General features: G+C 70.5%; 17 protein-coding genes. 10 read left to right on the top strand and 7 right to left on the bottom strand.

The features are described from left to right. The first annotated feature begins 32 nt into the window (after positions 1-32). The 8 genes from ACIA5D_RS08785 to ACIA5D_RS08750 all read left to right on the top strand — a co-directional run bounded on the left by ACIA5D_RS08785 (position 33) and on the right by ACIA5D_RS08750 (position 6769). Positions 33-1064, top strand: a complete 1032-nt coding sequence (locus ACIA5D_RS08785) for a sugar ABC transporter substrate-binding protein (RefSeq protein ID WP_396029266.1) — start codon at positions 33-35, stop codon at positions 1062-1064. Then, positions 1061-2563, top strand: coding sequence for a sugar ABC transporter ATP-binding protein (locus tag ACIA5D_RS08780; RefSeq protein WP_396029265.1), 1503 nt, complete (start codon positions 1061-1063; stop codon positions 2561-2563). Before ACIA5D_RS08785 ends, ACIA5D_RS08780 begins: the two co-directional genes overlap by 4 nt. 3 nt (positions 2564-2566) lie before the next feature. Further along, positions 2567-3580: an ABC transporter permease gene (locus tag ACIA5D_RS08775; RefSeq protein ID WP_396029264.1), complete on the top strand. Its 1014-nt coding sequence runs from the start codon at positions 2567-2569 to the stop codon at positions 3578-3580. Positions 3581-3593: 13 nt separating this feature from the next. Beyond that, positions 3594-3905, top strand: coding sequence for an L-rhamnose mutarotase (locus tag ACIA5D_RS08770; protein ID WP_396029263.1), 312 nt, complete (start codon positions 3594-3596; stop codon positions 3903-3905). Continuing rightward, a complete protein-coding gene (locus ACIA5D_RS08765) occupies positions 3902-4966 on the top strand; it encodes an aldo/keto reductase (RefSeq protein WP_396029262.1) in 1065 nt (354 codons plus the stop codon). Before ACIA5D_RS08770 ends, ACIA5D_RS08765 begins: the two co-directional genes overlap by 4 nt. Beyond that, positions 4963-5802 carry an amidohydrolase family protein gene (locus ACIA5D_RS08760; protein ID WP_396029261.1) on the top strand — a complete coding sequence of 280 codons (840 nt, stop codon included), beginning with the start codon at positions 4963-4965 and terminating at the stop codon, positions 5800-5802. Before ACIA5D_RS08765 ends, ACIA5D_RS08760 begins: the two co-directional genes overlap by 4 nt. Before the next feature lie 11 nt (positions 5803-5813). Continuing rightward, positions 5814-6494 carry a FadR/GntR family transcriptional regulator gene (locus ACIA5D_RS08755; RefSeq protein ID WP_396029260.1) on the top strand — a complete coding sequence of 227 codons (681 nt, stop codon included), beginning with the start codon at positions 5814-5816 and terminating at the stop codon, positions 6492-6494. Between the two features lie 92 nt (positions 6495-6586). Next, positions 6587-6769, top strand: a complete 183-nt coding sequence (locus ACIA5D_RS08750; protein ID WP_396029259.1) for a hypothetical protein — start codon at positions 6587-6589, stop codon at positions 6767-6769. Here ACIA5D_RS08750 and ACIA5D_RS08745 read toward each other — a convergent pair. Beyond that, positions 6758-7279: a MarR family winged helix-turn-helix transcriptional regulator gene (locus tag ACIA5D_RS08745; protein WP_396029258.1), complete on the bottom strand. Its 522-nt coding sequence runs from the start codon at positions 7277-7279 to the stop codon at positions 6758-6760. The two genes, ACIA5D_RS08750 and ACIA5D_RS08745, sit on opposite strands and share 12 nt — an antisense overlap. A 10-nt stretch (positions 7280-7289) precedes the next feature. Further along, entirely contained in the window at positions 7290-7991 is a 702-nt protein-coding gene (locus ACIA5D_RS08740) for a DUF4142 domain-containing protein (protein WP_396029257.1), read from the bottom strand. 108 nt (positions 7992-8099) lie between these two features. Here ACIA5D_RS08740 and ACIA5D_RS08735 point away from each other — a divergent pair, with 108 nt between their 5' ends. Next, complete coding sequence (locus tag ACIA5D_RS08735) at positions 8100-8477, top strand: DUF6582 domain-containing protein (RefSeq protein ID WP_396029256.1); 378 nt, start codon at positions 8100-8102, stop codon at positions 8475-8477. Here the strand turns inward: ACIA5D_RS08735 and ACIA5D_RS08730 are convergent. The 4 genes from ACIA5D_RS08730 to ACIA5D_RS08715 form a co-directional block, all read right to left on the bottom strand. Continuing rightward, positions 8448-8990 carry a cysteine hydrolase family protein gene (locus ACIA5D_RS08730; RefSeq protein WP_396029255.1) on the bottom strand — a complete coding sequence of 181 codons (543 nt, stop codon included), beginning with the start codon at positions 8988-8990 and terminating at the stop codon, positions 8448-8450. The two genes, ACIA5D_RS08735 and ACIA5D_RS08730, sit on opposite strands and share 30 nt — an antisense overlap. Further along, the gene (locus ACIA5D_RS08725; RefSeq protein ID WP_396029254.1) at positions 8987-9859 is read right to left on the bottom strand and encodes a helix-turn-helix transcriptional regulator; all 873 of its coding nucleotides are present in this window, start codon (positions 9857-9859) and stop codon (positions 8987-8989) included. The genes ACIA5D_RS08730 and ACIA5D_RS08725 overlap by 4 nt, the downstream gene beginning before the upstream one ends. Before the next feature lie 103 nt (positions 9860-9962). Then, positions 9963-11561: a methyl-accepting chemotaxis protein gene (locus tag ACIA5D_RS08720; RefSeq protein WP_396029253.1), complete on the bottom strand. Its 1599-nt coding sequence runs from the start codon at positions 11559-11561 to the stop codon at positions 9963-9965. Between the two features lie 116 nt (positions 11562-11677). Continuing rightward, on the bottom strand, positions 11678-12247 hold the full coding sequence (locus tag ACIA5D_RS08715; RefSeq protein ID WP_396029252.1) for a hypothetical protein: 570 nt from the start codon (positions 12245-12247) through the stop codon (positions 11678-11680). 73 nt (positions 12248-12320) lie between these two features. Here ACIA5D_RS08715 and ACIA5D_RS08710 point away from each other — a divergent pair, with 73 nt between their 5' ends. After that, complete coding sequence (locus ACIA5D_RS08710; RefSeq protein ID WP_396029501.1) at positions 12321-13232, top strand: TAXI family TRAP transporter solute-binding subunit; 912 nt, start codon at positions 12321-12323, stop codon at positions 13230-13232. On the opposite strand, the gene ACIA5D_RS08705 is transcribed toward ACIA5D_RS08710, so the two are convergent. Beyond that, positions 13222-13956, bottom strand: a complete 735-nt coding sequence (locus tag ACIA5D_RS08705) for a hypothetical protein (RefSeq protein ID WP_396029251.1) — start codon at positions 13954-13956, stop codon at positions 13222-13224. The genes ACIA5D_RS08710 and ACIA5D_RS08705 overlap by 11 nt on opposite strands. Between the last annotated feature and the right edge of the window lie 8 nt (positions 13957-13964).

The raw sequence follows: 13964 nt of genomic DNA, 5'->3' as shown, positions 1-13964 counted from the left end.
CAGCCTCTGTTCAACGTGAATCGAGGACCACGATGAGGTACGCATTCCGTTCGGCGCTCGCCGCCGTTCTCATCCTTTCGACCGCCGCCGCCTGTGGAGACGACTCCGCCTCGACGGGCGCCGGCAGCAGCAACCCCCCGATCGGCGTGGACCTCCCCCGCGCCGACTCCGACTTCTGGAACTCGTACGCGAAATACGTCCCCAAGTTCGCGGGCGAGCTGGGCATCAACATGATGACGCCCACCAACTCCCAGAACGACGTGTCCAAGCTCGTCGCCAACACCCAGGCCCTGGTCAGCCAGGGCGCCAAGGCGATCGTGATGGCGCCGCAGGACACCGGCGCCATCGCCTCGACGCTCGCCACGCTCGACTCCAAGAAGATCCCGGTCGTCTCCGTCGACACCCGCCCCGACAAGGGCAAGGTGTTCATGGTGGTGCGGGCCGACAACCGGGCCTACGGGCAGAAGGCCTGCGAGTTCCTGGGCGAGAAGCTCGGCGGCAAGGGCAAGGTCATCGAGTTCCAGGGATCGCTCTCGTCGATCAACGGACGGGACCGGTCCGAGGCGTTCGCCGAGTGCGTGAAGACCAAGTTCCCGGGCATCGAGGTCTTCGCCGAGCCGACCGAGTGGGAAGGCGCCAAGGCGGCGGCCGCCCTGCAGACCCGGCTCGCCCAGCACCCCGACATCAAGGGCATCTACATGCAGGCCGGCGGCGTCTTCCTGGCGCCGACGCTGCAGGTGCTCAAGTCGAAAGGGCTGCTGGTGCCGCCGAGCGACCCGAAGCACATCTTCGCGGTCTCCAACGACGGCATCCCGCAGGAGTTCGACGCCATCCGCAAGGGCGAGATCGACGCGACAGTTTCGCAACCCGCCGATCTGTACGCGAAGTACGCGCTCTTCTACGCTAAGGCCGCCCTCGACGGGAAAACTTTCCAGCCGGGCCCGACCGACCACGACTCGACCATCGTCGACGTCGGCAGCGGCACCCTCGAGGACCAGTTGGCCGCTCCCCTGGTGACCAAGGACAACGTGGACGACAAATCCCTGTGGGGCAACCAGCTATGACCGCGATCGAGGCGCGTGGGATCACCAAACGGTACGGCGCGACAACCGCCCTCGACGACGCGGGCATCGCGCTGACCAGCGGGGAGACCCACGCACTCGTGGGACGCAACGGCGCCGGCAAGTCGACGCTCGTGTCCATCCTGACCGGCCTGCAGAAGGCCGACGCCGGGGAGGTCACGTTCGACGGCGAGCCGGCGCCGCCGCCCGCCGATCGGGACGCCTGGCGGCAGAAAGTCGCCTGCGTCTACCAGAAATCCACCATCATCCCGACGCTCACGGTCGGCGAGAACCTGTTCCTCAACCGCCAGCAGAGCCGGCGCGGGCTGATCGACTGGCGCGGCCTGCGCCGGCGGGCCGGTGACCTGCTCGACCGCTACGGCGTCGACATCGACCCGGCGACCGTCGCGGGCGACCTCACGGTCGAGCAGGGTCAGCTCGTCGAGATCGCCCGGGCGCTGTCGTTCGGCGCGAAATTCATCATCCTCGACGAGCCGACGGCGCGGCTCGACGCCGCGGCGATCGAACGGCTCTTCGAGCGCATGCGCGACCTGCGGGCGTCCGGGGTCACGTTCCTGTTCATCTCGCATCACCTGCAGGAGGTGTACGAGGTGTGCCAGCGCGTCACCGTTTTCCGCGACGCGAAACACGTGCTCACCGCGCCGGTCGACGACCTGCCGCACGACGACCTGGTGCGGGCGATGACCGGGGACGCGCCGGTCGTCACCTCGGCCGGCCGGAGTCTCGCCGATGGCGGCCCGGTCGTCCTCGACGTGCGGAAACTTTCTCTGGCCGATCGCTACGAAGACGTGGACCTGGAGGTGCGGGCCGGCGAGATGGTCGGGCTCATCGGCTCGGGCAGCAGCGGGAAGAACGCGCTCGCCCAGACGATCGCCGGGCTGCTCAGGGCCGACTCGGGCACGGTCACCGTCGCCGGGCGAGTTCCGCGGCCGGGCAGCGTGCCGGCCGCGCTCGACGCCGGCCTGGGCTATCTGCCGCAGGACCGGCACCGGGAGGGCCTGGTGCCGCTGCTGTCCGTCGCCGAGAACGCGACGATGACGATCACCAACCGTCTGGGTCCGGCGGGCGTGACGCTGCCGGGCCGTCGCCGGCAGGCGGCCGTCAAGATGATCGACGCGTACGACATCCGCACCAGCGGACCGGATCAGCCGGTGAGCGGACTCTCCGGCGGGAACGCCCAGAAAGTGGTGCTCGCCCGCGCCCTCGCCAGCGATCCCCGCGCCCTCGTCCTGGTCAGCCCGACCGCCGGTGTCGATGTGCGATCGAAACTTTCTCTGCTGGGCGCGGTGTCCGACGCCGCGGCCGCCGGCACCGGGGTGCTGATCGTGTCCGACGAGCTCGACGACGTACGGGCCTGCGACCGGGTCCTCGTCATGTTCCACGGCCGGATCGTCCACGCCGCCGCCCGCGGCTGGGACGACGCGTCTCTCATCGGCGCCGTCGAAGGCGTACGGTCTCAGCCGCTTGAAGGGGGAGTTTGAAGAGTGAGCGAGACGCAAAGCCTGGCCACTCCCCGCGCCGCTCAGCCGCGCTCGCGGTTGCGGCTCGCACGTTTCCGCGACCTCGCGCTGGTGCCCGCGATCGTGGTGCTGCTGCTGGTCGGGGCGATCATCGATCCGGTGTTCCTGAGCAAGGCCAACCTGGTCAACGTGCTGCAGCAGCAGACGGAACTTTCGCTGCTCGTGCTGGCCGAGGCGATCATCCTGATCGCCGGGAAGTTCGACCTCTCGCTCGAGTCGACGATCGGTCTCGCGCCGGCGCTCGCGCTCGGGCTGGTCATCCCGACGGCGTCGCACGGGCTGGGCACCGACTGGCCGACCGCCCTGGCGATCCCGTTGTGCCTGCTGACCGGCGCGGTGATCGGGGCCTTCAACGGGCTGCTGATCCTGCGGTTCCGGCTGTCGGCGTTCATCGTGACGCTCGGCATGCTGATCGTGCTGCGCGGCCTGCAGATCGGGCTGACCGGCGGGCAGAATCTTTTCGACATCCCGCCGTCGGTGCTCTATCTCGGCAACGCGACGTGGCTGGGACTGCCGGCGTCGATCTGGATCTGCGCGGTGCTGTTCGCGGCGGGCATCCTGGCGCTCGGTTTCCTCCGGGCCGGGCGCGCGGTCTACGCGATCGGTGGGAACGTCGACGCCGCCCGGGCGGCCGGCATCCGTACCGATCGCGTGGTCTGGATCGTGCTCGTCGTGGGCGGGCTGCTGGCCGCGCTGGCCGGGCTGCTGATGACCGGACGGCTCGGGTCGGTGGCGGCCGCACAGGGCGAAGGCATGATCTTCACGGTCTTCGCCGCGGCGGTGATCGGCGGGATCAGCCTGGACGGCGGAAAGGGAACGCTGTTCGGAGCGTTGTGCGGCGTGCTGGTGCTCGGCCTGATCAACAACATCCTGACGCTGGGCGGGGTGTCGGCGCAGTGGATCCAGGCGATCTACGGGGCGATCATCCTGGGCGCGCTGGTGCTGGCCCGGCTGACCTCGGGCAAGGCCCAAGACTGAAGGCACGGTACTGATGGAGCGCATCGCCCTGCACACCCGGCTGAAGCCGGGCATGGAGAACGAGTACGAGAAGGTGCACGCCGGCATTCCCGCCGCGCTCGACGGCGCGCTGCGGGAGGCCGGGGTGCGCTCGTGGGAGATCTGGCGGGACGGGCTCGATCTGTTCCACGTGGTCGAGGTGCTCGACTACCGGCGCATGCGGGTGTTCCTGCGCGACCATCCGGCCAACGTGCCCTGGCAGAAAAGGATGGCGGAACTGCTCGAGGTCGAGGACGACTACTCCGGCAAGGACAACGGCCTGCCGCTGGTCTGGGAGCTGCCGTGACTACATTTCCGAGCCGGCGCGAAAGCCCGGCGAGCCCCCAGGCCCCCCGGGGGCTCGCCGGGCTGAGCCGGGCCGGCCTGGGGTGTGCCCAGCTCGGCAACCTCTACACGGCGATCGACGATGCGACCGCCGAGGCGACGGTCGCGGCGGCCTGGGACGCCGGGGTCAGGTACTTCGATACCGCGCCGCACTACGGGCTGGGCCTCTCCGAGCGACGGCTCGGCGCGGCGCTGCGCGGACGGCCCCGCGACACTTTCGTGGTCAGCACGAAAGTGGGACGCCTCCTCGAGCCTTCGCCTGCCACGGCCGCGTCGCTGGACTCGGCGGGTTTCGTGGTGCCGGCGACCCACCGCCGGGTGTGGGATTTCAGCGCGGAGGGGGTCTTGCGGTCGCTGACCGAGAGCCTGGACCGGCTGGGGCTCAACCGGGTCGACCTCGTGCTGATCCACGACCCCGAGGACCACGCGAAGGAAGCCCTGGAGAGCGCCTATCCGGCGCTGCACGCCCTGCGGGACGAAGGGGTGGTGCGGGCCATCGGGGTCGGGTCGATCAGGGCCGAGATCCTCGACCAGTTCGCCGCGGAGACGGACGTCGACGCCGTGCTGGTCGCGGGCCGGTACACGCTGCTCGAGCAACCGGCGTTGGACTCGCTGCTACCGGCCTGCGAGCGGCGGGGGATCTCGGTGCTCAACGCGGGGGTCTTCAACAGCGGGCTGCTCGCGGTGGACCGTCCGCACGCGGGGCTCCCCTACGACTACGTGGACGCGCCGTCCGCGGTGGTCGCGAAGGCCCAGGCCATCGCCGAGGTCTGCGCACGCCACGGGGTTTCGCTCCCGGGGGCGGCGCTCGCTTTCGCCGCCGCTCATCCCGCCATCGCGTCCATCATCGTCGGCACCCAGACGCCGGAACAGGCGCGGCGCAACTTCGGTCTGGCCGCCGCCCCGCCGCCACCCGGCGACCTCTGGGCCGAGCTGGTGGCCAAGGGTCTCCTGCGCGAGGACGCCCCGGTCCCGTCCGGGGCGGCAGGCGGGTCCGGGCCGGCGGCCGGGGGGACCTCGTGATCGTCGACGCGCATCACCACCTCTGGCGGGACGACCAGGGCTACGCCTGGCTCGACGATCCGAACCTCACCCCGATCCGGCGGACCTTCTCCCCCACCGACCTCCGGGCCGAGCTCGCCGCCAACGGCGTCGACCGCACGATCCTGGTCGAGGGCGGGCGGGGCGACACCGGCGAGGCCCGCCTCCTGCTCGGCTACCTCGCCGACGCTCCCGAGATCGCGGGGGTGGTGGCCTGGGCGGATCCGGCTTCCCCCACTCTCCTGGAGACTCTCGCGGGGTACCGGGCCCTGCCGGGCGGGGACCGGCTGGTCGGGGTCCGGGCGCAGATCCAGGGCATCGACGACCCGGGCTATCTCGACCGCGACGACGTGCGGCTCGGGCTGCGGGCGATCGGCGACGCGGGTCTGGCCTTCGACCTCTGCATCCGGGCCGATCAGATCGCGGCGGCCGCACGGGCCGCGCGGGACCTGCCGTCCGTACGTTTCGTGCTCGACCACCTCGGCAAGCCGGCCATTCGCGACGGCGGGCTCGCCTCCTGGTCGGCCGACCTAGCCACGCTGGCCGGGCGCCCCAACGTCACCGCGAAACTTTCCGGGCTGGCCACCGAGGCCTCCTGGAAAACATGGACGGCCGACGATCTGCGCCCCTACATCGAGGAGGCGTTGCGGCTCTTCGGGGCCGAACGGCTGATGTTCGGGTCGGACTGGCCTGTTTGTCTGCTGGCGACGCCGTACGCGGAATGGGTCTCGGTGTTGACTTCGATCTTGCCGGCGGACGCGCGGGAGATGGTCTTCGGTGGGACGGCGGAGCGGACCTACCATCTGACTCGGGACTAGGGAGAACGCGCGTGGCAGTCACCGACGAGGCGATCGAGAAGATCAAGGCGATGATCGTCGCGGGTGAGTTGCGGCCCGGCGATCGGCTGCCGCGCGAGGCCGACCTGGCCGAGCGGCTCGGACTTTCGCGAAATTCGCTGCGCGAGGCCGTGAAAGCGCTGTCGCTGATCCGGGTGCTCGACGTACGGCAGGGCGACGGCACGTACGTGACCAGCCTGGCGCCGCAGCTCCTGCTCGACGCGCTGAACTTCATCGTCGATTTCCACCGCGACGACACGGTGCTGGAGTTCTTCGAGGTCCGGCGCATCCTCGAGCCGTCCGCGACCGCGCTGGCCGCGCAACGGATGAGCGACGACGACGTGAGCGAACTGCGGAAAGTTCTCGCCAGCCTGACCGACGACGCCAGCATCGACGAGCTGGTCGCCAACGACCTGGAGTTCCACCACCGGATAGCCGCCGGCGCCGGCAACGCCCTGCTCTGCTCGCTGATCGACAGCCTGTCCGGCCCGACCACCCGGGCCCGCATCTGGCGCGGCCTGACCCAGGCCGGCGCCGTCGAGAAGACCCGCGAACAACACGCCGCGATCCTCGACGCCATCGCCGCCCGCCAACCCGAACTGGCCCGTTCGTGGGCGACCGTCCACGTGGCGGGCGTGGAGGACTGGCTGCGGGTCGCCCTCCAGGGCGCCTGACGTCCCTCCGGACGGGTGATCGACTACGCCTGATCAGCGGAAGCCCGCGCCCACCCGGATGCCTAGCGTTCCTGCCAAGGTGAGGGGGCGACATGGGTTTGCTCGTTCGGTTACGCGAGCGCGTGCGGCGGGACCGGCTGCCGACCGAGTTGTTCGTGCCGGCGCCGGCTTTTCCGGCCTATCAACCGGGCCTGTTCACGCCGGATTTCGTCCGGGCCGGCGCCGACGTCCCGGACGCGCTACGACTGCGTTTCGAGCCGCCGTCACCGGGGTGATCCGTGTAGTTGTGCATCTTTCCAGCGACGGCGCCACTCGGTGTCGGTCGGCTCGCCGGCGGCCTCGGCCAGCGCGTTGAGGGTGGCGGCGAAGGCCAGCGGCCGGGTCAGCGACAGCTCGGCCACCAGCGCGGAGACCTGATCGCGGCGGCGGCGCATGACGTCGCCGACCAGGACCCGGCCGGGCTCCGTGAGGGTCACCCATGCCGCGCGCCGGTCCTCCGGGCGCGAAACTCGCGACACCAGTCCCTTGCGGACGAGGCGGTTGCACATCCGCGTCGCCGTGGACGAGGTCACCGCGAGTTCCTGGGCCAGGTCGACGACCCGCTGCGGACCCCGCGAGACCAGGACCACCAGGGTGCGGAACTGCGGGATGGTCACGTCCTCGTCCAGCTCGTTCAGGGACCGCGCGGCCACACCGACGAAGACGCGGCTCACCGCCAGCAACGCGCCGACGACCTCCTCCTCGGCGGGCGACAGGGTTTCCGGGGACAGCAGTGTTTCCGTCACGCCCGCAAGGCTAGCGACGCGTGCGCATGATGCGGATGCTGGCGAAGGCCGCGATCGCCAGCATGCCGATCAGCATCGTCCACAGCACCATGGGGCTCACCGGCGGCTTGGTCCCCGCGTTGGCCGTGGCCATCCCCAGCGCCGACAGGTCCTGGGCCGGCGGCATCGCGGCGGGCGGCAGCTTCTCGTACCGGACGAGGCCGGTGCTCTCCAGCATTTTCATGTGGTTCGAGACGAAGGTGTTGGCCTGGTCGGCGAGTTTGCGCACGACCGGGTTGCGGGTGGCCGCCCGCACCGCGCCGATGACCGGGAAGATCTTGCCGTGCGCGGCCCGCAGCCGGGTCACGAAAGTTTGGTCGAAGCGGGCGCCCTCGGCGTTCTGCATCTCGGTGAGCCAGCCCGACTGCTCGGTCGTCGGCGTCGCCGGGATGGTCGCACCCAGCACGTTCGCCGCGTCCACGACCAGTTGGTCGAGCTGCACGTGCTGGCCGGCGATGTACTGGCCGGCCGCCCGGACCTTCTCGCTGCTGCCCTTCTGCGCGGCCATCTGACCGGCGGGCATCTCCCACAGCCCGGCCTGGCGCACGCCGTTGAGCAGGGCCTGGTCGGCGGCGTTGAGCTGCGTGGGCACGCCCGGGGCCGCCATCGCGGGCGCCGGGACTCCGGCGAGCGCGGCGACCACGGCGGCGCCGGTGAGCAAGGTACGGATCATCGAGGACCTCCCATCGACGGTCAGTACGGGCCGCCGGCCAGAAAGGTTCACCTGTGCACGTAAATTTGGGACGGCATGATCGACACTGCTCGCGGGTATCCCAAAAGCATGACCAACCAACTGGACGCAGAGGACCGCAACTCGCTGCCGGAGAGCACGTTCGCCTTCCCGCGCGAGCGCAAGGAGCCGCTCACCGACGCGAAGCACGTGCGCAACGCGATCGCCCGCTTCGACCAGGTGCGCGACGTGACCGACCAGGAGCGCGACGAGGCTTTCCGGCGCATCAAGAAAGCCGCCAAGAAGCACGGCGTGCAGATGACCGAGACCCGCTGGCAGGAGCTGGGCAAGCCCTCGGCCGGCCGCAAGTCGTCGGACAAGCCGAAGTCGAAGGCCCAGCTCTACTCGGAGGCCCGCGCCCGCGGCATCGAGGGCCGCTCCCAGATGACCAAGGACGAGCTAATCCAGGCCCTGAGCAAAAAGCGCTGAGGTGGTCACGTCGGCCTGTCGCGGGAAGACTTTCTCGACCAGGACCCGGTGCACCTCGGGATCGTTGTCGAGGCAGCAGTCACCGACGACGGTCAGCCGGAAATCGAGGTCGGCCGCCTGCCGGAGCGTGGAGAGCACGACACCGCTCGTGGCGATCCCGGTCAGGATCAGGTGGTCGATCTCCCCGGCCCGCAGCACCACGTCGAGGTCGCTGCCCGCGAAAGCCGAGACCCGCCGCTTCGTGACCACGACATCGCCGTCCAGCGGCGCCACGTCCGGGTGGATCTCGTTGGATCCGCTTCCGGCTCGCGCGGCGATTCCCCCGAAGATCTTGTTTCGCGGGCTGACCTCGGGAAATCCCGGCCGGAAGCCCACCATCACGGAGATCACCGGCAGACCTCCGGCGCGCGCCGCCGCGATGACGCCGCGCAGGCGCGGCAGATAGCCGGGGTCCGGGAAGCGGGCGACATTCGCTTCCTGCACATCCATCACCAGCAGGGCTGTTCCGGTCACGCTTTTCCTTCCGTGCGGGTGGAAGCGGCCCAACTGGCGAGCAGCCGCAGGGCAGTTTCGGACTCGGATCCGGGCTCGGCGAGGCCGGCCGTGATCCGCAGGTCGGGTTCGGCGACGAGCGCCATCGATTCGAAGGTGACGGTGACCGACCCGACGACGGGATGGTGGAACCGCTTGACGCCGCTCCGGCGCCGCCGCAGGTCGTACTCCGCCCACATTTCCCGAAATATTGTGCTTTCGGTGGTCAGCTCGCGAACCAGATCGGCCAGTCGCGGCTCATGCGGGTCGCGGCCGGCCTCGGCGCGCAACACCGCCACGGCGTCGTGCGCGAGCAGCTCCCAGTCGGGAAAGAAGCCCTGCGAAGTTTCGTCCAGGAAGAGAGAACGCGCCTGGTTGACCGGCTCGCCGCCGGGCGGGAACAGGGGCAGGAAGAGCGCCCGCCCGAGCGCGTTGGCGGCAAGCACATCGAGCCGGCCGTTCCACACGTACGCCGGGGCGTCGGTCATCGCGTCGAGCAGACGCTGCACGCCCGGCCGCACCGCCGCGGGATTGCCCGCCGATTTGCCCGCCGGCTTCCTGGCCGCCGCGGCGTTGGCCGCGTGCACCAGGTCAAGCAGGTGCTCCCGTTCGACGTCGTCGAGCCGCAGGGCCCGGGCGACCGCCGTCAGCACCGCGTCCGAGATTCCGCGACATTTTCCGCGCTCGAGCCGGCTGTAGTACTCCACGCTGACCCCGGCGAGTTGCGCCACCTCCTCGCGGCGCAGGCCCGCCACCCGCCGCGGGCCGTAGCCCGGCAGGCCCGCCGCCTCCGGCGTGATCCGAGCCCGCCGCGAGAGCAGGAAGTCCCGGATCTCGTCCTTGATCGCCACGTCCTCCACCGTAGGACGGCGCGCGGCCGTCGTGGGAGGAACAGGTTGTCCCTGGCGGCGCGCCGTCAGCAGCGGAACCTGTCGCCGGCAGCGGAACGCGTCGTCAGTAGCGGAACGTGGAGATGACGTCCTGGAGCTGGGTGGAGATGCGGGCCAGGTCGGTCGCCGCGTTCTCAGTGGCGTCCGCCGCCTCGCGGGTGGTGCTGGTGACGTGGACGACGTCGGCGAGCTGGGTGCTGATGTCGCCGGTGCCGGCGGCCGCCCGGCCCAGGTCGTCGGTCATGCCCTTGGTGGTCGCGCTCTGCTGCTCGACCGCCGAGGCGATGGTGTTCTGGAAATCGTTGATGTTGCCGATGATCTGGCCGATGCCGGAGATCGACTCGACGGCCTCCTTGGCGTCGCGCTGGATCGCCTCGATGCGGCGCGAAATTTCCTCGGTGGCTTTCGCGGTCTCCTGCGCAAGGTCCTTGACCTCGCCGGCGACGACCGCGAAACCCTTGCCGGTCTCCCCCGCGCGGGCCGCCTCGATGGTCGCGTTGAGAGCGAGCAGGTTGGTCTGCTCCGCGATCGCGGTGATCGTCTTGACCACGCTGTCGATCTCGGCGGAGGACGAGTCCAGCTTGGTCATCAGCTTCTCGGCCTCGGCGGCGGTGTCGACCGCGCTGGAGGCGACCTTCGCGGCCTCGCTGGCGCTGATCGCGATCTCCCGGATCGCCGCGCCCATCTGCTCGGCACCGCCGGCGACCGCCTGCACCCCGGCGGTGACCGCCTCGGCCGCCTGGTCGATCGAGTTGACCCGGCTGGAGGTCTGCTCCACGCCCCCGGCCAGGTTGCGGCTGGCTTCCTGCATGTCCTCGGAGCGCTGGGCCAGGCCGGAGCTCGCGTCGGAGAGCGTCTGCATCGCTGTACGCATGTGGTCGACGGCTTCGGACGCCGAGCGCGACATCCGGCCGATCTCGTCGGTGCCGGCGTCGGGCTCACGGGACCGCAGGTCGCCGGCGGCCATCGCCGACATCAACTCGGCCAGCGACCCCAGCCGCCGGCCCAGGACGCGCGCCGCCAGCAGCGCGATCGCCGCGGCCAGCAGGACGCCCGCCACGAGCGTGAGGATGATCGTGAGGCGGGCGTTGCGAGCGGTCGACTGCGCGGCGGACGCCGCCGCGGCGGCGTTGCCCTTCGAGAGCTTCTTGAGATCCTCGATGTGGCCGACGGCCTCGACGATTGTCGGGTTCAGCTTGGTGGTGCGCAGTTCCTGCCACTCGGCGATCCGTCCGGCCTTCTGCAGGACCTGGAGTTCGTTGCGGACGCTAATGTACTGCTGCCAGGACGCCTGGACATTGGCCATACCGGCCCGCTCGGCCGCGCTGACGTCGAGCTTCAGGTAGTTGGCGATGCCGGCGTCGATCTGCGTGAACAGTGCCGCGGCCTCGTCGTTGTAGGCCTTGGCCTTGGTGGCGTCCGTGTTGGTCGACCCGGACAGGCCCGCCCACCGGGAGTGCCAGATCATCTGCTGGACGTCCTGCACGACGACCAGGGGCTGGAGCGACTTGCGGTAGATCGCGTCGGCCCGGCCGGCGATCTGGTTCATCCGGAGTATGCCCGCGACCCCGACCACCACGGCCAGGGCGAGGCCGATGGCCGCCACCATGAGCAGGTTGCTGCGCATGCTCATCGTGCTGAGCCGTTTCCCCAGCGACACCATGGACTATCACCGAGCCCTTCTCCGTCGGCGAAACGACAGACTCACCATAGGAGCCAGGACCGGACATGAAGGTTATTTCGAGATTATCTGATATGTCCGACTTCTAGCGGGATGCGTCAGGCGGCCGACAGCACCGCGCCGGCCGGGACGGCCACCATGAAACAGCCGGGCCGGCGCGAAACTTCGGGCGAAACATCGAGCAGCCGCGCCGCACGTACGAGAACGGCGGCCATCTCATGATCACCCAGCCGGACCGACATCAGCTCGCCCCGGCGGCGCCGGCCGCCGGCGAGCAGCGCGGCGCGCCACGCCGCGTGCGCGAGAGTCACGCGCTGCGTGTGCCGCGGCGACGAGGAGCCCAGCGTCTCGGTGGACAGCAGCGCCCGCCGGCCCTGACGCCAGGCGGCGGCCACCATCCGGTCGGCCGCGCGGCGCTGTGTCTCGGGCACCAGCACGCGCTGCAGGTCGTAGCGCCGTCGGCCGCCCCCCGTGTGCACCTCGTGCTCCGCCGCACAGCCGAGGCGGGTGAACAACGAGGTCAGGCGGCCGGCGGCGTCCTCCCGGTCGAACTCGATCATGGAGGCGGGCTGCCCCTGGGCGACCGCGCACCGCACGAGGCACGCCGCCTCGAAAGCCGTCGGCAGCGCCGCGGCGAGCACGATGTCCCGGACCTGATCGTGGTTCATATCGACACCGTGGCCGATGGGCCGTTCGGCGGGTACACCACCGAGCAGGACTTGAGGGAAACTTGCGCGGGTGATACGCCGCCGTGCCCTATTAGGGGGACTTGTCGCGCTGGCGGTGTCCGGCTGTGTCGGCCGGCAGCCGCGCCACCGCACCGTGCGCATCGCCACCGGCAGCCCCACCGCGGTCTACTACGCGATCGGCACGGCGTTCGCCCGGGTCATCGAGCAGGATCTGCCCGGCACCGACGCGAGCGTGCTGGTCACGGCCGCGTCGGCGGAGAATCTCCAGCTGATCGCCTCCGGGCGGGCCGAGATCGCCTTCAGCCAGTCGGACGTCCTGGTCTCCGGGGGCGCCGCGGCGCCGTCGATGGTCGCGCTGGCCCGGGTGTACGACGATCTGCTGCACCTGGTGGTGCGGGCCGGCAGCCCGATCCGTTCCCTGGAGGATCTGCGCGGCAAGAAAGTTTCGGTCGGCGCCCTGGGGTCGGGCACGGTGATCACCGTGCGGCGGCTGCTCACCGTGGCCCGGATGACCGGCATCGACGAGCGGCAACTCAGCCTCGACAACTCGACCGTGGCGCTGACCAGCGGCGAGATCGACGCGTTCTTCTTTTCCGGCGGCCTGCCGGTGACGGGCATCCAGCAGCTCAGCGCCTCGTCCCCGACGCGGCTCGTGGACCTGTCGAAGTGGGCGAGCGAACTACGAAAGGCCTACAGCGACGTGTACGTGGTGCGCGACGTCCCCGTGTCGGCGTACCAGATGCCGGCCGTCGCCACCGTGGCGGTGCCCAACCTGCTGATCGTCGCGGCGACGATGGCCGACGACCTGGCGTTCGACCTGACCCGGCTGCTGTTGGAGCGGCGCGAGGTGCTGGCGGCGGCCCACCCGGCGGCCGAGCGGCTGGACCTCCGCTCGGCGATCGCCACCCTGCCGGTTCCCCTGCATCCCGGTGCGGCCCGCTACTACCGCTCGATCAAGCCGTAGGGCCGGGGACACCGGCGACGTCGTCCGTGGACAACTCGCCGCGGGCGACGAGTTGGAGGGCGAGCGCTTGGGCGCGGTCCGGGCCCTGGTCGCGGCGAACAGCCTGCACGGCCTGCAGGTGGCGGTCGCGTATCCAGCCGTCGGGGTCGGCGTCGTAGCGCTCGCCGTGGGCCAGCCAGGTGCCGAACAGGGCGCGGGTGCTGCCGCTCGCGCCGTACAGCTGCTGGATGCCCATCGCGGTGATGGGGTCGTCGACGGCCTCGGGGGTCTCCTCGACCCAGGGCCGGACGCGCTCGTGGGTCTCCTCCGGGCCGCAGCGGCCGTCGAGCAGGTCCCGCCACCACGCCGCGACGGTCTCGCGCGACGGCCCGGCGACGGGGCGGTGAGCGGTCTCGTCCTGCGGGTCCCAGATGGTCAGGCCGTACTCGGTGGCCAGTTCCCAGATCAGCCCGATCGCCGGGTTGCTGCGCTCGCTGTAGCTCAGGCACATGGACACGTGATCGATGCCGACGCCCAGCGGCGTGCTCATCCATGGGCTTTCGTCGAGGTTCCCGAACGGCGGGTGGTCCGGAAATCGGGCGCGCAGCTTTTCGTAGAAGCCGACGACCCGCTCGTCGAGCTCGCCTTCGACGTGATTTCCGCCCTCGCAGCGGCCGACCATGGCGGCGACCTCGGCCCGGTCGATCCGGCCGTCGGTCGCCAGGACCCAGAGATCGAAGCTCACGTCGGTCA

This window comes from Actinoplanes sp. NPDC051513, from assembly GCF_044454685.1.
Taxonomy (GTDB): Bacteria; Actinomycetota; Actinomycetes; order Mycobacteriales; family Micromonosporaceae; genus Actinoplanes.
Note: the sequence above shows the minus strand (reverse complement) of the source record. Positions and strands in the feature narration are given on the sequence as shown.